Origin of the sequence: Pseudomonas sp. Marseille-Q5115 (assembly GCF_916618905.1) — a bacterium.
GTDB classification, from domain to species: Bacteria; Pseudomonadota; Gammaproteobacteria; order Pseudomonadales; family Pseudomonadaceae; genus Aquipseudomonas; species Aquipseudomonas japonica_A.
Genome location: NZ_CAKAKI010000001.1, coordinates 4,224,908 through 4,243,170, shown reverse-complemented (window position 1 = coordinate 4,243,170; position 18,263 = coordinate 4,224,908). Strand labels below are relative to the sequence as shown.

Annotated in this window: 9 protein-coding genes and 1 pseudogene; 6 read left to right on the top strand and 4 right to left on the bottom strand. The window is 56.0% G+C overall.

The window, feature by feature from the left end; all coding sequences use genetic code 11:
* Positions 1-17 precede the first annotated feature (17 nt).
* The 3 genes from mscK to putA form a co-directional block, all read right to left on the bottom strand.
* Entirely contained in the window at positions 18-3,320 is a 3,303-nt protein-coding gene (gene mscK, locus LG385_RS19310; RefSeq protein WP_225775534.1) for a mechanosensitive channel MscK, read from the bottom strand.
* A gap of 127 nt (positions 3,321-3,447) precedes the next feature.
* Positions 3,448-5,190 carry a potassium/proton antiporter gene (locus LG385_RS19305; protein WP_225775533.1) on the bottom strand — a complete coding sequence of 581 codons (1,743 nt, stop codon included), beginning with the start codon at positions 5,188-5,190 and terminating at the stop codon, positions 3,448-3,450.
* Positions 5,191-5,368: 178 nt separating this feature from the next.
* The gene (gene putA, locus LG385_RS19300; RefSeq protein ID WP_225775532.1) at positions 5,369-9,319 is read right to left on the bottom strand and encodes a trifunctional transcriptional regulator/proline dehydrogenase/L-glutamate gamma-semialdehyde dehydrogenase; all 3,951 of its coding nucleotides are present in this window, start codon (positions 9,317-9,319) and stop codon (positions 5,369-5,371) included.
* A gap of 332 nt (positions 9,320-9,651) precedes the next feature.
* Between putA and putP the strand changes: the two genes are divergently transcribed.
* Both putP and LG385_RS19290 read left to right on the top strand, forming a co-directional pair.
* Positions 9,652-11,139, top strand: coding sequence for a sodium/proline symporter PutP (gene putP, locus LG385_RS19295; RefSeq protein WP_225775531.1), 1,488 nt, complete (start codon positions 9,652-9,654; stop codon positions 11,137-11,139).
* Between the two features lie 72 nt (positions 11,140-11,211).
* Positions 11,212-12,048: a 23S rRNA (adenine(2030)-N(6))-methyltransferase RlmJ gene (locus LG385_RS19290; protein ID WP_225775530.1), complete on the top strand. Its 837-nt coding sequence runs from the start codon at positions 11,212-11,214 to the stop codon at positions 12,046-12,048.
* A 15-nt stretch (positions 12,049-12,063) separates the two neighbouring features.
* On the opposite strand, the pseudogene LG385_RS19285 reads toward LG385_RS19290, so the two are convergent.
* Positions 12,064-12,327: pseudogene (locus LG385_RS19285) on the bottom strand (peptide-methionine (S)-S-oxide reductase); the annotation flags it as partial.
* Between the two features lie 270 nt (positions 12,328-12,597).
* Between LG385_RS19285 and LG385_RS19280 the strand changes: the two are divergent.
* Genes LG385_RS19280 through LG385_RS19265 form a run of 4 tightly spaced genes read left to right on the top strand, consistent with a single transcriptional unit; the run spans position 12,598 to position 18,099 of the window.
* Positions 12,598-13,719: a tyrosine-type recombinase/integrase gene (locus tag LG385_RS19280; RefSeq protein WP_003246636.1), complete on the top strand. Its 1,122-nt coding sequence runs from the start codon at positions 12,598-12,600 to the stop codon at positions 13,717-13,719.
* Positions 13,712-15,772, top strand: coding sequence for a hypothetical protein (locus LG385_RS19275; protein WP_225775529.1), 2,061 nt, complete (start codon positions 13,712-13,714; stop codon positions 15,770-15,772). The genes LG385_RS19280 and LG385_RS19275 overlap by 8 nt, the downstream gene beginning before the upstream one ends.
* A complete protein-coding gene (locus tag LG385_RS19270) occupies positions 15,765-17,636 on the top strand; it encodes a tyrosine-type recombinase/integrase (RefSeq protein WP_015275425.1) in 1,872 nt (623 codons plus the stop codon). Before LG385_RS19275 ends, LG385_RS19270 begins: the two co-directional genes overlap by 8 nt.
* Positions 17,629-18,099 (top strand): hypothetical protein, encoded by a 471-nt coding sequence (locus tag LG385_RS19265; RefSeq protein WP_225775528.1) that lies wholly within the window; start codon positions 17,629-17,631, stop codon positions 18,097-18,099. The genes LG385_RS19270 and LG385_RS19265 overlap by 8 nt, the downstream gene beginning before the upstream one ends.
* Positions 18,100-18,263: the final 164 nt, after the last annotated feature.

Here is an 18,263-nt window from a genome sequence, read left to right as displayed (position 1 = left end):
TAAAGGATGGACCTTTCTCACGCTGAATCGGTTTGATCGGGATTCGATTTACGCAGCAGCAGCTGCTCCTCGACGACTTGCGGGTTCTTCAAGTGCACCTCCAGCTGACGGAAGGAGATGTTCACGCCGTGTTTCTTGAATTCCCGGTTGATGAATCGGTTGATCTCGTCCAGTGCCGGGTTGCGATCCCCCAGGTCCCGCACGTGCATCCGCAATTCATGGTCAAGGCTGCTTTCGCCGAAGGCCAGGAAGTACACGATAGGCGCGGGCTCCTTCAGTACCCGGGGGTTTTCGTCCGCAGCTTCCAGCAGCAGCTTGCGCACGGTGTCCAGGTCCGAGCCGTAGTCCACGCCGATTTTCAACGTAACCCGAGTGATGGTATCGGTGAGCGACCAGTTGATCAGTTGACCGGTAATGAAGGTTTTGTTGGGGACGATGATGTCCTTGCGATCGAAGTCCGTGATCGTGGTCGCGCGGATACGTATCTTGCTGACGGTGCCCGACAGGTTGCCGATGGTGATGGTGTCGCCGATACGCACAGGGCGCTCGAACAGGATCATGATCCCCGAAATGAAGTTGGCGAAGATCTCCTGCATGCCGAAGCCGAGCCCCACCGAGAGCGCCGCCACCAGCCATTGCAGCTTGTCCCAGCTCACGCCAAGCGTGGACAGCGTGGTAACGAAGCCTACGCCCGCGATGGTGTACGACATCAAGGTAGTGGTGGCGTAGGCGCTGCCCTGGGCCAGGTTGAGCTTGGACAGTACGAACACCTCCAACAAGCCCGGCAGGTTGCCCGCCAGCACGAAGGTGATGCAGACGATCACCAGCGCCCCCAGGAAGTCGCCCAGGCTGATCGGTACCATGCTCATGCTGGTGCCGGTTCCGCTGGTGTATTCGTACAGGGTGATGTTGTCCAGGTAGGCGAACACGCTGATCAGGTCTGACCACACCCAATAGAGCGCGCCAAGGAAGCTGCCCAGCAGCACCAGCCGAATCAACCGCAGCGACTGCTGGTTGACTTGGTCGATATCCAGGGTGGGCTCCTCGATCACGGTTTCCGGGTCGCCGCCGACTTCCCTGGCCGCCTGACGCTTGCTCAGCGCGCGGTTATAAGCCAGGCGCCGAGCCGCGACGCTCAGGCCGCGCACGAAAGCCGCTTCGATCACAAGCCAGAACATCATCAGGTACAGCGTGGCAATCAACCGGTCGGTGAGCTTGAGCGCGGTGTAGTAGTAGCCGAAGCACACGGCCAGGAACAGGCCCACCGGCAGGAGTGTGAACAGTACGGCGATCAACCGCCGGAACAGCGAGGCGTTGCGGTGGGTAGGGCTGGCAAGCAACAGGCGGCTGAGCAGCCAGGCCATGAGGGCGAAGCAGGCGAGTACGACAAGGATGCCCAGGGCATCGTCTGCAAGGCCCGAAGGTTGCAGCTCCGCCACTGCCACCACGCCCACCAGGGCCATGACCACGATACCGAGCCGGCGCACCCAGCCCTGGAGGAACGCAACCTGAGCCCGTTCCCAGCGGAAGTGCAACTCAGCCACGCCGCCAGGCGCGAGTATCCGATAGGCCGTATAGAACATGAGCCACGCCTTGGCCATTTGCAGCAGTGCCGAGCCCAGGCTCAGGTTTTGGCCCCGGGCGTCGATTTGCAGTGCAATGCCGCATACCGCCAGAGCCAATGCCACCGGCATGGCGAGCAACACGTTCACCAGGATCGCCAGCGGCGTATTCCACTGGCTGTCGCGGCGGAAATGCCCAACGTTGCGATGCACCTGGGTGAGCTTGCCGTAGAGGTACTTGCGCCGCCATAGCAGGGCGCCGATCGCGACCAGCAAGGGAACGAACAGCAGCGGCCGTTGAGTAAGGCCATCGCTCAGCTCGCTTACACTGGAAGCCCACGGCAGCGTGGTCACCTGCTTGGCGAGGCGGCGTGGCAGGTTACCCAGCCATTCCGTATCCAGGGGCTTGTTGCTGGGTATCCAGAACATCTGCTCATCGAGGGTGGCACGCAACCCCTGAGCGGTGTCCAGCAGCTGCTTCTGATTCAACTGCAGGGTGATGGATTCGTTCAGCAGGGCGCTCAGTTCCCGGTTCAACCGCTCCAGCAGGTCGGCCCGGGTAATGGCGATGTCGAGCAGGGATTTGCGCAGCGCGGGCGTTATCACTTCGGCGGGCTGGGTGGCAAGCAGGGCCTCCACATAGGTGCCAGGGCTGCTCAGCGCCTCGCGCTGCTGATTGATCTCAAACTGGTACAGGCGAATATCGGCGATCTTGTCGGCCAGATTGCGATCCACCTTGAGCGCTGGCAATGCCTGCTTCTGGGTGTAGAGGATCTTGGAAAGCAGCAGGCTGCCCTTGAGCACGTTGATCTGCTCGTCCAGGGCCTGGTCGGCCTGGGTCACCGTGTCCAGCTGTTGCTTGGTATGCAGGTTTCGCTGAGTGAGTTCGTTGAGCTCGTCGGTACTGCGCAGCAGGTAATCCGAAAGTTTCACGTTCGTCGCGCTTTCGGTGGCCAGCAGGCTGCTGTTGCCTGCCTTTTGCGCTTCGAGCGATTGCTGGGTGACCGTTTCCTGGGATTGCGCTAGGCGTTTCTGGTTGATCAGCGACTGCAGGTCCTGCACTTCCTGGGCAAGGCGGCCGATTTTTTCGATAAGGAGGTCATGCTGGCTGTTGCCCAGGTCTTGCAGGAGGCTGTTGCCGGCCAGCTCCTGACGCCGCAGGGCGATCAGCGCGTTCAGCGAAGCCTGTTCGGCCAGGTACTGGTTGCGAAGGTCGGCGCCGATCAGCTTGCCGCTGTCCTTGCCGCTTTTGAGGATGAGGTTGATCTGCTGAATGCGGGTCTGCGCGTCGGCGATTTCGGTTTGCGCCCGCTCAGGCCGGGTTTGAGCGGTGATCGCCAAGGTGTTGGCGTCGCCCAGGGCCTTCTGCAGGTCGCTCTGCTGGGTGCCACGGTCGGTGAGCAATTGTTCGAGCTGAGGCACCGTGAAGTTCGCGTACCGCTGCGTGACCGGCTGCACCCTCGTGGCCTTGAGGCGGTCGAGGTCGTGCTGGTTGTCGGCGGTTTGCCGGGGTGCTTCGGCGATCTGCTGCTTGACCGTCGCCAACTGCTGCTCGCGATCGGCCTTCGTAGACAGGTACGTAAGGGTTTGTTCGAGCACCTGTTCCAGGGCTTTCTGGTCCGGATCGGAGAGCTTTCGATCGGCGATGTGGTCCAGGCTCTGCTGGACCGAGTCGGTGGTTGGAGCGTCCGCGGCGAAGATTGCGGGCGTGAAGAAACCAAGCAGGGCAGTACACAGGAGGGCGCGCAAGATAGGCATGTTCAAAACAGGTCAAATGACTGAACGGCGTATTTTACGGGCTTAAGCCCTCGCTGTGGCAGCGATATGTTTCCCGAATGTTTTTCATTCCACCAGCGGCCGCCGCTTGCGCGGCCAGGGGGAATACTTACAGGAACAAACCAGGCCCTGGCTTGCTGCCTTCCGGGAATCGCACGCCCACCTTGGCAATGCGATTGGCATCCATGACGGCAACGGTCCAGAGGGTGTTGTTCCATTCCACCTGGTCGCCGACCACCGGTGCACCACCCACGCGGCTGCTGATGAAGCGGCCCAACGGTGTTTGTGGATCTTCGCCGTCCAGGCGCAGGCCGTACAGCGCGGCCACGGCACCCAGTTCGGCATCGCCCTCCAGCACGAAGTCGCCGAAGAAGCGCAGGTCCAGCCCACGCTGCGGCGCCTGGCTGAACAGCTTGCCCAAGGCTGGCAGGTCGTGTTCATGGCCGATCACGCAGAGAATGTCATTCACTTCCAGCACCGTGCTGCCCGAGGGGTGCAGCAATTGTTCGTTGCGGAACAAGGCGGCGATACGGGTGCCTTCCGGCATTTTCAGTTCACGTAGCGCGGCGCCGATGCACCACTTTTCGGCCCCGAGGCGATACACGAACAGCTCCCACTCGCTGGTGTGATGCACCTCCAGCGCCGAACGGGAAATGGGTGCGGGGTCGGGCGGCACCGTTACCTTCAACAGCTTGGCCACCCAAGGCAAGCTGGTGCCCTGTACCAACAGCGACACCAACACGATGAAGAAGGCCAGGTTGAAATACAGCTGAGCATGGGGCAAGCCGGCCATCAGCGGGAACACCGCAAGAATGATAGGGACGGCCCCACGCAACCCGACCCAGCAGATGAAGCCTTTTTCGCGGCCATGGAACGCCTTGAACGGCGCCAGCCCTACGAGGACCGACAGCGGACGAGCGAAGAGAATCATCCACAGGGCCAGCGCGAGCGCCGGCAGGGCGATAGGCAGCAAATCGTGCGGTGTCACCAGCAGCCCCAGCACAAGGAACATGCCGATCTGGGCAAGCCAGGCCATGCCGTCGAGCATGTGCAGTATGCCGTGGCGGCTGCGTACAGGCCGGTTGCCGATCACAAGGCCGCACAAGTAGACCGCCAGGAAGCCGCTCCCATGCAAGGCGTTGGTGAGCGCGAACACCGCAAGGCCGCCGCTGATAACCAGCAAAGGGTACAGGCCGTTGGCCAGGTTGATACGGTTTACCAGATAAAGCATTACCCAGCCGCCGCCCAGGCCCAGCACGCCGCCTATGCCGAACTCTTGCAACAGGTGAAGCAGCAGGCCCCAGTGGAAGCCGGTTTCCCCGCTTGCAAGCATGTCGATCAGTGTGACTGTAAGGAACACGGCCATGGGGTCGTTGCTGCCCGACTCGATCTCCAGGGTAGCGGTTACCCGCTCGTTCAGCCCCTTGCCACCCAGCAGCGAAAACACCGCGGCGGCGTCGGTAGAGCCGACGATGGCCCCAATCAACAGGCCTTGTATCAGGTTGAGGTCGAACAGCCAGGCTGCGGCCATGCCGGTAAGGCCGGTAGTGATAAGTACACCAACGGTGGCCAGTGACAGCGCGGGCCAGAGCGCCACCCGAAAGCTTGCAACCCGGGTGCGCAAGCCGCCATCGAGCAGGATTACCGCGAGGGCGAGGTTACCGACCAGGTAAGCGGTGGGGTAGTTATCAAAGACAATGCCTGCACCGTCCACCCCGGCGACCATCCCCACCGCAAGGATAATGACGAGAATCGGGATGCCGAGCCGGGACGACAGGGAGCTGACCAGAATGCTTGCACCGACCAGCAACGCGCCGATGAGAAACAGGCTGTTGATGGTTGTTGCATCCAAGGGCCGTACTCCATTCAAATCAAGGGCGAAGGCACGTGCAGAGAACGTGCCAACCGATTCTAACCCGTGCCTTCGGCCATGTGTCAAAAGGGTTGGTTAATAAAAGTAGTCAAAATCATCGCGCCCAAACAAAAACGGCCCAGCGAATGCCGGGCCGTTTCCGTCGACCTCCCTGAGGTCAGCCGATAGTCATAAGGCTGGCATTCCCGCCTGCCGCAGCAGTGTTCACGCTCACTGCCCGCTCGATCACCAGGCGCTCCAGAGCGATATTGGTTTCGCCGTGGGACAGCCCTTGAACGCCAACAATGGCACCGGCGCGCCCGGCGATCACTTCGCATACCGCGCGCAACTGATCCGAGTCGCCGTGATGGATAACCGCGTCGAAGGCCGCCTCGTCGCGTTTCCAGTCGGCGATCAGCTGAATGCGTGCCTGAACGTCCTTCGGCAGGCGGCTCACTACGCTACGGGCGGGTTCGCCTTCCAGCATTACGGCACGGCTACCGACCGCCAGTACCGCAGCCAGCTGGGCCAGCAAGTCGGCCTCGGAGTCCGCCAGGCAGAGCACGTGTTCGCGAGGCAGGATCACGTAGCTGTTGCGCTCGCCGGTAGGGCCTGGGAGCAGACGGGAGATACCGCTCTGCGACTGGGCCGCGTAGTGGTTGCAGACGTCCACCAGCCCCGATTGCTGATTGCTTTCGGCCCATGCCTTGAGTGCCTGCAGCGGCTTGAGCAGCAGATCGTGCACGCGGCTGTCCGGGGTGCCGATGTCGCTACGGTCGAAGGTACGGCTAACCGCGTCCGCCGGCCGAGTTGACAGCAGGCGGTACAAGTACAGCGGCCCGCCCGCCTTCGGCCCGGTGCCGGAAAGGCCTTCGCCACCGAATGGCTGCACGCCCACGACGGCCCCCACGATGTTGCGGTTCACGTACATGTTGCCCGCATTGACGTTCTCGGTGACCTTGGCGATCGTCTCGTCGATACGCGTATGTACGCCCAGGGTGAGCCCATAACCGGAGGCGTTGATCTGGCCAATCAAGGCATCCAGCTCACGGCGCTTGTAGCGCACCACGTGCAGGACCGGCCCGAAGATCTCCCGCTCGAGTTCGTCGAAGCTTTCGAGTTCGATCAAGGTAGGCATCACGAAGGTGCCGCGGCGGCATTCGGCGGTATCGGCGATCGCCACCTGGTACACCGTGCGGCCTTTCTCGCGCATCGCCTGGATGTGCTGCTCGATACCCGCCTTGGCTTCGGCGTCGATCACCGGGCCAATGTCCACAGACAGGCGTTCCGGGTTGCCGAGGCGCGCCTGGGCCATGGCGCCCTTGAGCATTTCGATCACGCGGTCGGCGCTGTCTTCCTGCAGGCACAGCACGCGCAGGGCCGAGCAACGCTGGCCGGCACTGTCGAAGGCCGAAGACACCACGTCGATCACCACCTGCTCGGTGAGCGCCGAGGAGTCCACGATCATTGCGTTCTGCCCGCCGGTTTCGGCGATCAGCGGGATTGGGCGGCCCTGGGCATCGAGGCGGCCGGCGATGTTGCGCTGGAGCAGCCGCGCCACGTCGGTCGAACCGGTGAACATCACACCCTTCACGCGCTCGTCACCCACCAGCCCCGCGCCGACGGTTTCACCGCGCCCCGGCAGCAATTGCACCACGCCTTCCGGAATGCCCGCTTCAAGCAGCATGCGTACGGCCTGGGCGGCGACCAGCGGGGTTTGTTCGGCGGGCTTGGCCAGTACCGGGTTCCCCGCGGCCAGCGCTGCGGCTACCTGGCCGGTGAAGATGGCCAGTGGGAAGTTCCACGGGCTGATACACACCACTGGGCCCAACGGGCGGTGCGCATCGTTGTTGAAGTCATGGCGTGCCTGCACGGCGTAGTAGCGCAGGAAGTCCACGGCCTCGCGCACTTCGGCGATGGCGTTGGCGAAGGTTTTACCGGCCTCGCGCACCAGCAAGCCCATCAGTGGCTGGATCTGCGCTTCCATCAGGTCAGCGGCGCGCTCCAGGATGGCGGCACGCTCGGCTGGCGGCGTGGCTTGCCAGATCGGGCCGTTGATCAGTGCGCACTGAATGGCGGCATCGACATCGGCAATATCTGCCTCCTGCACGTGGCCGACCACGTCGCGGTGATCCGACGGGTTAAGCACGGGCTGGGCAGGGGCTTGCGAGGCTTCACAGCCGAGGATCGGGCCGGCCTTCCAGTCATTATGAGCGGTGGCCAGCAGGGCGCTGCTCAGCGAGGCCAGGCGGTGCTCGTTCGCCAGGTCGATACCGGACGAGTTGCTGCGCTCGCTGCCATAGAGGTCGCGTGGCAATGGGATGCGCGGATGGGGCAGGCCGAATGCGCCTTCCTGCGCGCCCATGCGCTCGATGGTCGCCACGGGGTCGGCCACCAGTTCCTGGATGGAGATCGAGTGGTCAGCGATGCGGTTGACGAAGGACGTGTTCGCGCCGTTCTCAAGCAGCCGGCGGACCAGATAGGCCAGCAAGGTTTCGTGCGTGCCCACCGGTGCATACACACGGCATGGGCGATTCAGCTTGCCGTCGGCAACCTTGCCTACCACTTGCTCGTACAGCGGCTCGCCCATGCCATGCAGGCACTGGAACTCGTACTGGCCGGGGTAGTAGTTCTGGCCGGCAATCTGATAGATAGCCGCCAGGGTATGGGCGTTGTGGGTAGCGAACTGCGGGTAGATCGCTTCGGGCACCGACAGCAGCTTGCGAGCACAGGCGATGTAGGAGACGTCGGTGTAGACCTTGCGGGTATACACCGGGTAGCCCTCCAGGCCTTCGACCTGGGCACGCTTGATCTCGCTGTCCCAGTAGGCACCTTTCACCAGGCGGATCATCAGGCGATGACGGCTGCGGCGAGCCAGGTCGATCACATAGTCGATCACGTACGGGCAGCGCTTCTGGTAGGCCTGGATCACGAAGCCGATGCCGTTCCAGCCTGCCAGTTGAGGTTCGAAGCACAGGCGCTCGAGCAGGTCCAGCGACAGCTCCAGGCGATCGGCTTCCTCGGCGTCGATATTCAGGCCGATGTCGTATTGCTTGGCCAGCAAGGTGAGCGACAGCAGGCGTGGATACAGCTCATCCATCACGCGCTCGTACTGGGCGCGGCTGTAGCGCGGGTGCAGGGCGGAAAGCTTGATCGAGATGCCCGGGCCTTCGTAGATGCCACGGCCGTGGGATGCCTTGCCGATGGAGTGGATCGCTTGCTCGTACGAAGCCAGGTATTTCTGCGCGTCGTGTTCGGTGAGCGCGGCCTCGCCCAGCATGTCGTAGGAGTATCGGAAACCCTTGCTCTCGAACTTGCTGGCATTGGCCAACGCTTCGGCAATGGTTTCGCCCGTGACGAACTGCTCACCCATCAGGCGCATGGCCATGTCCACGCCTTTGCGAATCATGGGCTCGCCGCGCTTGCCGATGATCCGGCTGAGCGAGGACGTAAGCCCCGCTTCGTTATGAGTGGACACCAGCTTGCCGGTGAGCAGCAGCCCCCAGGTGGCGGCGTTCACGAACAGGGACGGGCTGTTGCCCAGGTGTGGCTGCCAGTTGCCGTTGCTGATCTTGTCGCGGATCAATGCATCGCGGGTACCCTTGTCGGGAATACGCAACAGCGCTTCGGCCAGGCACATGAGCGCGACGCCTTCCTGGGAAGACAACGAGAACTCCTGCAACAGGCCTTGTACCAGGCCTGCGCGGCCGGTGGCGTTCTTCTGATTGCGCAGCTTTTCGGCGATACCGGCAGCCAGCTTGTTGGCGGCCTCGGCCATCGGCGCGGGCAGGCGCGCTTGCTCCAGCAGCATGGGGACCATTTCCTGCTCGGGGCGGCGGTAGGCGCCTGTAATGGCCGCACGAAGTACCGACTGCGGAAGGATGCTTTCGGCGAACTCCAGGAAGCATTGGTGAGCGTGGTCTGGCTGCACTTCGCCCGCGTCGTCATTGACGCTGGCTGCACTACCGTCGAGTTCGGTCAGGGACGCGCCACCCTCGAGTTTTTCGAGGTAATTGAAGATCGCTTGCTTGATCAGCCAATGCGGAGTGCGGTCGATGGACTGCGCCGCGGCTTTCAGGCGTTCGCGGGTAGGGTCGTCGAGTTTGACCCCAAGGGTGGTCGTCGCCATTTAATTATCCTCATCGGGTTGCCACTGTCGCGTGGCTTGTGCGTGGCGGCAAGATTATCCGTGGCCTTTGCGGGGTGCAACCCAGTGCAACCCAAAAAGTTGAACTATTTACAGCGCGCGGGACGAGCGGGATTCAAACGCTGGATGCTCGAAAACGGTGCAAGATGCCGGTATTCGGTCGAGTTCGTTCGCAACCTTCGGCTGTAGGCATGTAGGACCATTCCGAAACTGCCGAACTCGCCTTGAAACGTCCGTTGGCAAGTCCATAGGATGCCCCCTCTCGGTGCAACCAAGGTGCACCTCCAATAACAAGGACATGAGTATCCCGCCGAATGAGCTTTAGTAACCCTACGTTAATCTCTTTTCTAGTCTATATCGGCGTGATGTTGCTGATTGGCTTGCTGGCCTGGCGCGGCACACGCGATCTTTCCGATTACATTCTGGGCGGTCGCCGCCTGGGTGGCCTGGTCACGGCATTGTCCGCCGGTGCTTCTGACATGAGCGGCTGGCTATTGATGGGGCTGCCGGGGGCCATCTACGTCAGCGGTTTGTCCGAGGGGTGGATTGCCCTTGGCCTTGTGGCCGGCGCTTACCTCAACTGGCGGCTGGTGGCGGGCCGGTTAAGGATTCACACCGAGCACTGCGGCGATGCGCTTACCTTGCCGGATTACTTTGCCTCGCGCTTCAACGACACCAGCGGCGTTCTGCGGATTATTTCAGCAGTCGTGATTCTGGTGTTTTTCACCATTTATTGTGCCTCCGGCATCGTCGCCGGTGCCCGGCTGTTCGAAAGCACCTTTGGCCTGCCCTATGAACAAGCGCTGTGGGTGGGCGCCCTTGCGACGGTTGCGTACACCTTCATCGGTGGCTTCCTTGCCGTAAGCTGGACCGACACCGTACAAGCCTCGCTGATGCTGTTTGCCCTGATTCTCACGCCCATAGCGGTGCTGTTGGCCACGGGCGGGGTAGATACCACTTTCCTGCACATCGAAAGCGCCCACCCCGAAAGTTTCGATATGCTCCGGGGCACTACCTGGATCGGTATTGTTTCTCTGCTGGCCTGGGGCCTGGGCTATTTTGGCCAGCCGCATATCCTCGCCCGTTTCATGGCGGCCGATTCGGTAAAATCCATCGTCAAGGCACGGCGCATTTCCATGACCTGGATGATCCTCTGCCTGGCCGGCACTTGCTCTGTAGGCTTCTTCGGCATCGGTTATTTCCAGGCTAACCCTGAGCAGGCGGTGGCGCTGGCGGGTAACCCCGAGCGGATATTCATCGAGCTGGCGAAGATCCTGTTCAACCCCTGGGTAGCCGGTGTGCTGCTGTCGGCCATTCTGGCGGCGGTGATGAGTACGCTGAGTTGCCAGCTGCTGGTGTGTTCCAGCGCCCTGACCGAAGACTTTTATCGCCATTTCTTGCGCAAGTCGGCATCCCAGCGTGAGCTGGTGTGGGTAGGCCGTGCCATGGTGCTGCTGGTTGCCGTGATCGCCATTGTGCTTGCGGCCGATCCGGATAGCCGAGTACTGGGGCTGGTGAGTTATGCCTGGGCCGGATTCGGCGCCGCATTCGGGCCGGTGGTGATCATTTCGGTCCTGTGGAAAGGCATGACCCGTTATGGCGCGCTGGCCGGCATCGTCACAGGTGCCGTGACGGTGGTGCTATGGAAAATGTACGGGCACAGCGCCGTCTACGAAATCATCCCTGGCTTCGTGCTCGCCTGCCTGGCCATTGTGCTGGCAAGCCTGCTGAGTGAGCCTGGCGAAACCGTCAAGCGGCAGTTTGAAGTAGCAGACAAAGCCTGGCGCGGCGACCGCGGCTGACCGCCACCCGGCCCTTCGCCTTTGGCGACAGGGCCGGGGCACGGTAAACTCCAGCACCCTGCAGGAGTAACCATGAATTACCGCCACGCCTTCCATGCCGGCAACCATGCCGATGTCTTCAAGCACCTGGTGCTTAGCCGCCTTATCGCGTTGATGTCGCGAAAGGAGCAACCCTTCGCTTACCTGGACACCCACGCCGGGGTCGGCTTGTATGACCTCCAAGGGGATCAGGCGAGCCGCACGGGTGAGTACCTGGAAGGCGTTACGCGGCTGTGGGCGGTAGAAAACCCGCCTGAGCTGGCTGCGGATTACCTCCGTATTCTCCGCAAGCTCAACCCTGACGGCGATCTGCGTTACTACCCCGGTTCGCCCGAACTGGCCCGCCGGCTGGCGCGGCAGCAGGACAGCCTGCAGTTCAACGAAAAACATCCCGACGATGGCCTGGCGTTAAAGGAAAACATGAAGCGCGACCCGCGCGTGGCGGTTCACAGGGGGGAAGGGTGGCATGTACCCCGGGCACTGCTGCCGACTCCCGAAAAACGCGCGGTCATGTTGATCGACCCGCCGTTCGAGCAGCCCGATGAACTGCAGCGCTGCACGCGTGCGATCAAGGAAAGTATCGCCCGCATGCGCCAGACCGTGGTTGTGGTGTGGTACCCGATCAAGGACGAGAAAGGCTTGCGCCGTTTCTATCAGGAGCTGACCAGTACCGGGGCGCCCAAGCTGCTCAAGGCCGAGCTGTTCGTGCATCCCGCGGATACAGACACTCGCCTCAATGGCTCGGGCCTTGCCATCGCCAACCCCCCATGGGGGCTGGAGGAAGAACTGAAGGCCTTGCTACCGTGGTTGGCCCAGTTACTGGGCCAGACCCAAGGCAGCTGGCGCGTGGACTGGCCGATCCCCGAGTAACCGGGCGGGCAGCCCTTACGCGGGCAGGCAAACCCCGGTGCCACCGATACCGCAGTAACCGCCCGGGTTCTTGGCCAGGTACTGCTGGTGGTACGCCTCGGCATAGTAGAAGGCCGGGGCTTGCTGAACATCAGTGGTGATATCCGGGTGGCCTGCCTTGCTCAGTTCGGCCTGGAACGCTTCGCGGCTGCCCAGTGCTGCGTGCAACTGAGCTTCGCTGGTAGTGAAGATCACCGAGCGGTACTGCGTGCCGATGTCGTTGCCCTGGCGCATGCCCTGTTAGTATGACTTGGCCTGGCAGCTATCTATGTAAACTGATATCACCGCCAGCCTAGCTTCTACGAATGGTCTGAGAAGATCCTTTCTCGAAATATGCAGCCCAGCAACCATGAGTGTTGCAGATTAGCTATTTCGCGATACCGAGGCGTATTCGGCGTTTCCGCAAAGTTCCGAAGTTTTGTTTCTTAAAAAATTGAGTAACTGGATTTAGCCGTTCCGGGCTTATCTTTGTTTTGTACTGGCTTTGCGACAGGTCACAGAGGAGAGTACATGGTTCTGATTGTCAATGTTGACTTTCGCAGTAGTCACGATTCGAGGCTATCACAGCTCTCACATAAAATTCCGCAGTTTTTCAATGATTCAGCTGAACCATATAGCGAGGCAAACGCCTACATGCGGTTTTTGTCCCGCCGATTAATGCCGAAAAGTATGAAAACTATCGCGGAACATATTAAAGAGTTTTTGGTTTGGTCGGAAAACTCCGGAATTGAACTTATAGATGTTACGGATGATGTCTTTGACAGCTACGTAGATGCGCTCTGTGGTTATCGAAAGGCATCTGGAGTGCCGCTTAGCTGGAATACTGTAAATGCAAGAGCGACAGGTGCTTATCGCTATCTTGTATGGTGTTATGAGAAAAAGTTATGTCCCGATTTGAATCCAATTGAGGTCGCTAGCTCATACGGCGGGTTGCGGAAAAAATATAACACCAAAGGACATCACTCAAGAGAAATAAAAGATCATACAAAATTTCTTATCTTGGAAACTGCTGTTAAGTTCATTGATACCCTTTCCGAGGTTTCGGGGGTCGCTAATTCAGAAGTAAGGCTAAGGAATAAGTTGATTGGAGCGTTTATGCTTCAGTCGGGACTTAGGATATCTGAAGTAGTAGGGTTTCCTTTAAAAGATCTGCCCGAGGTTAATCTAAGAGGGCACTCGACTCCAGCGAGAGTTATCGGCAAGGGGGGGAAAGCAAGACTGGTTTTGATACCCAATAAGCTGCTTGTTAAGTTTTGGCAGTACGTAGATTTTGACAGGCAAAGAGTTGTAGAAAAAATAGAATCGATCGCTGGAAATGATGTTGTAGATGATGTGCTCTTCTTAAGTGAAAAAGGTCGAAGGTTGACAGCTAACTGGATAGAAAAGTTGTTTACCAGGGCAAGTGAGAGGCTTGGGGTTAAGACCGTACCTCATGTGTTAAGACATACATATGGTACTTACCATTACCTTTTGAATAAAGATCTGGCGGGGTTGGCCAATTTAATGGGGCACTCCAATGAGAACACGACTCGGAATTTCTATGTCCATACGGCTTTACTGATTTCCTACGCTGGGACATATAGAGCTCTACAGGATGAGATTGATAGATTGATAGGGGCTGCTAATGGATGAAAACAGGTCTAGCTCTCTTTATTTCCTTACTGTGGCTGAGGAACGTGCTGAAACAGAGCTTAAATTCACTGCGGAATGTAAGAACACGGCGAAAATATATGCATATGACTTAAGTGACAAGCCATACTCTGATTCATTTCGGGATGTGCTCGGAGTAGTGGTGTGGGCTATTTACAGGCGAAGAAATATGATGGGGCATTTAAGTCGGTTGGCGATTATCGAGATACTTCCAAGGTTCTTTAAATTTCTTGAAAGTGTTCTGCTCTATAGAGCAGAGCAGCTCTCAGGGGATACGCTGCGATACTTTGCGGAATGGCTAAAAAAGGATAAAAGTTTAAGCTATTCAACTGCGGCCTCTATGTATCGAAAAATTTCACCCGTATTTTTGCAAATGAGTAGCCATTATAAGGTTAGCGATAGTTTTATTCCCGTTCGTAATGCCTTTCCCAAGTCAAGCTCGCTTGTCTCGTCCTGTATTGGATATGATCAGGAAGAGTTGAAAGGTATTCTCAATGCGGCTGTGCGTGGGATGCGTGAAAGCGCGTCTAAGTTTGAGAAGACGTATCAGCCTAAATGGATTGGAATAGCTCCGCCATTAGAAGATGTGGCTCCTATTGGTCCGTCTGGCAGTAGGTCATATTGGGCCAGTGAAGAATATAGAATCTGGTGGTGGGAGAATAATTGTGGATGTATGAGGCTTAATAGCAATGCACTTTACAAGCTGCCAAAAGGGCAGGCTTTTTTTCAGTCTACGGCACTGGATGGTAAAAATGGCAGTGTCAAGTATTTGAGCGAGTTTTATGACCGCATAGGTGCTGGCCCTGATTATAAACCAAAGTATTTGGGGTTGCCTTGTCCTATCAATTACCGTACGCCATGGAAAAAGAAAGATTATCTTGTCTGGTACTGGGAAAACAAATTAGGTTGCAGAGCTCTATCTGGCAGTGAATTGAAGAAAATTGCGCCAGAGTTCTGGGGGGCTTTGAAAGAATATTTTGGGGGAAGGATAAAGGATTTTTACAAGGAGTTGGGTGTATATCGCTGGGTTCAAGCAGAGGACCTGATTCCATATTACTTGTTGCTCTTGATTAGAACGCAGTTGAATCCATTTACTGTCCAGCGCCTGACAATAGACTGCCTAGTTCCTGACCCGTTGAATGATGGTCGTGTCATGATTAACTGGAAAAAGTATCGGTCTTTTAAGAAAGGAATGACCATTCCTACTGATAAAGGCAACGATAGCTGGCCTGCGATGATAATTAAACGGGTGAGTGCTATTACCGAGTCTATTAGGGAAGACGGCCAAGATGAGTTGTGGATTGCAAACGCCAATCGTTTCAAAGTTAGCCAGCCTCTAGGTAGCTCCGCATTTAAAAGGGCTCTTCAAGCTTTTTCACGAAAACATGCATTAACAAGCAGTGATGGTAAACCTTTATCTATTCAGGCGCGACTGATTCGTCCAGCAATGGCTTGGAGTGAATACTTAAGGACTGAAGATATGAACTATCTTCAGGCGTTATTAGGACATGCTAGGCTTTCAACAACTGCTGATTATTTGAGGCGGTTAGATGATCCAATCTTTCTGACCCGACGAGCAGTTCATCAGGATGCAGTTTTTGTTCGACTTTCCTCTGCTGAGGATGGCTCTTTGATTAGCGAGTCTCTGGAAGCAAGTGAGAGTACTCAAGGAATGCACGAGGCTCTTTTAAATCACTGCAGGGATCCGATGAAATCTCCTGTTTCTGGGCAAAAAACTGGGTCCTTATGTAGCGCTAGTAATGAGGTGTGTTTGGGGTGTCAGAATTTAATAATAACCTTTCTTGATATAAAGAAGTACTTCTGCTTCATTGCCTTTCATGATTATCTTTTGCAGGTTGGAGATATAACTGATTTGGAGCACAGGAAGGCTACTTCTGAGAAGCGATTCATTTGGGAGAATTATATACTTGTAAAATATGACTCAGGCGTTATTGAGAGGATAAGGTCTGAGGCTCTGAGTTTTCCAATCCCGGAGTGGGATATTTCCTTGTATGAGGAGAGAAAGCATGGTTGATCGTTTAGGCTCTCCTCTATATTTATTTACGAGAGATATTGTCCAAGAGTTGAATAATGAGCTGGGCTTTTACACTAATCTCAAGGGCGTGTCGGAGGCGGTTAGAGCGAAAATTAAGATATCGGCATTGTCATTTTATAAAGATAATGTTTGGGATTTTTCTGCTGAGTATCCAAGTTTACGCTCAAGGGCCGTTGTTCTTAAGTTCAGCCAGATTCATTTTGAGGATGGTAGCGATATAACCATGCCGGGTTATGAGTGTTATTTGAGTTCGGTTAAGGAGTATTGTTATTCATTGTTGGTTGATCCTCCCTCTACATATCCCAAGTGGTCAACTATTTGCGTTGCAATGACAAAGGGGGTCAGAAGTCTTTTAAGGTTCATGAGAGAAGCGGGGATCGACAGATTTTCTGATGTTATCGATCTTGATTTTCAGGCGTTTCAGGATTGGGTGGCTGAGTCCGCAAATAAAGCTGGAGGATTGATTACGGATAGGACGCTTAAGTCAAGAATTTATGGGCTCTCGTGGCTCTATGAGCAATCTGGAAAGCTTACTGACGGATTGTGTACTTGGCCTTTTGGAGATAGTCGCAGTGAAACGGAATGGGCTAAGGATCGTGCGCAGAAAAAACTACCTAGAAAATATCAGACTACACCAGAGATGCCGGACTCGGTTGCGAAGAAGCTAATTCAATGTGCGATAGATGATTTATCTATTGCTGGCAAATTGGAGGAAATAAGGGCGAAGCGTAAGGAATATAAGTCTGGAAGAGCAACTTCTAGAAAGCTGCTGCCCACTGGTGAGTATAAGCATTCTGTGGAGGTGATTAATCCATTTCCTTGGGATAGATATGGTATTTCTTCTTGGCATCAAGTAAAGACATTGGAGTCAAGGCTCCTTGTGGCTGGTTATATTTTGATAGCGATGTTTTCAGGTATGCGGTTCCATGAAATGGCCCATATTAAGGTTGGTCGTGCTAATAATTGGAGTGTGCGACCGGTTAGCGTTGATGGTGGGGTTAAATATTTTTATTTCTTGATGTCGAAAACGAATAAATTGCAGCATGATGCTACTAGCTACCTCTGGCAAACGATTCCTTACGTCGAGCGTGTTTTGGAGGCGCTTGAACAAGGCTTGGCTCATCGTTATAAGAGAGGAAATTCTTTTCTTTTCTCGGGCTACCTAAACACCGGTGAAAGGATCTCACTTTCTACCATAAATGGCGCCTTAAAAAAATATGCTGAATATCATTGTGTGGAATTTGATGGGGAGGTGTGGCCGGTTGCGACACATCAGTTTAGAAAGAAGTTCTCACGACTTATGATTAGGAGTGGTCTTGGTTTGGTTGAGCTTCAAGATCAATTGAAGCACTTTGATATTGAGATGACGAAGAATTACGGTGACTTAAATCTCTACTCTGAATTGCAGCAGGAGAAATTTACCCTGTCTAGAGAGAAGTACGACGAAATTATGCTGACTCAGGCCCCTATTATTGGCGGTGGTGCTGATGAGGTTGAGGGGTATAGGAAGGCTTTTATGGGTATGTCTGCCGATGATAGAGAGCGGCTCTTGGATAATCTATCCAAGAAAGCGCTTATTGAGCAAATGGATGATGGCTTGTGTATGTTTAGAGCCAAAAAGGCGCTTTGTGGGGGAGATAGTGCAAACTGTCGTCCAGCGGATTGTAATAATTCTATTATTCCCGCTGAAGGTATGAGGCGAACCTTGACCTGGCGTAAGAGCGAGAATCAAAGAATGAGAGACTTCTTTTCTGGTCAGCCACTAAAGGTGGCCCATTTAGATGACAGGATCTCTGAAATTGATAAATTGCTCAGTCAAATGGATGGCTTAAATTGTGAATAATAAAAAACCTCGTGGCAGTTTGGTAGGCCTCAAGGAAAATCGAGAGGCCCTGAAGGTAAAAAATACTGAAGCAATGTTGAAGGTTGTTGAGAAACTGGGGAAGGAAAAACCAGATGCGCTATGGTCTTACAAGGACGTTTGGTCTGGTGCGGGCTTGAAAAGTAATGTTGCCCTCAATAGTCCATGGAATTCTCATGTTCGTGATGCAATCGACGCTCATAACTCTAGTATTCGAGAAGCATCAGAGCTTGAGGTGTTCGCTTCAACGCAAAAAAAGACGCTGAGGGTAATAAATGGAGAATTGAGGAAACAGGTTGAAGTCATGCGAAAAGAAAGAGATCAAGCCTTGTCGAAGATTGCTATTTATGAGGCTGAAACTGACTTCTATAAAAGAAAATGTGAGGGGCTTTTGAGGGTGAATGAGCGCCTAAGGAGCAGCCCCGGCGGTTTAAGTGTCGTTTAGTCAATTGGCGTTATTAAGACGTCTCTGTTTTCGCTATGGATGGTCTGAAGTAGTTGTGTATTTCTGGCTGACTTCAGCCCCTGCCGATTTTAAAAGCGGCAAATCGATCAAAAACGCTCAGATCACCCGCTTATTTCTGTGTTTTTAGCCGCCGCGAGCACCTC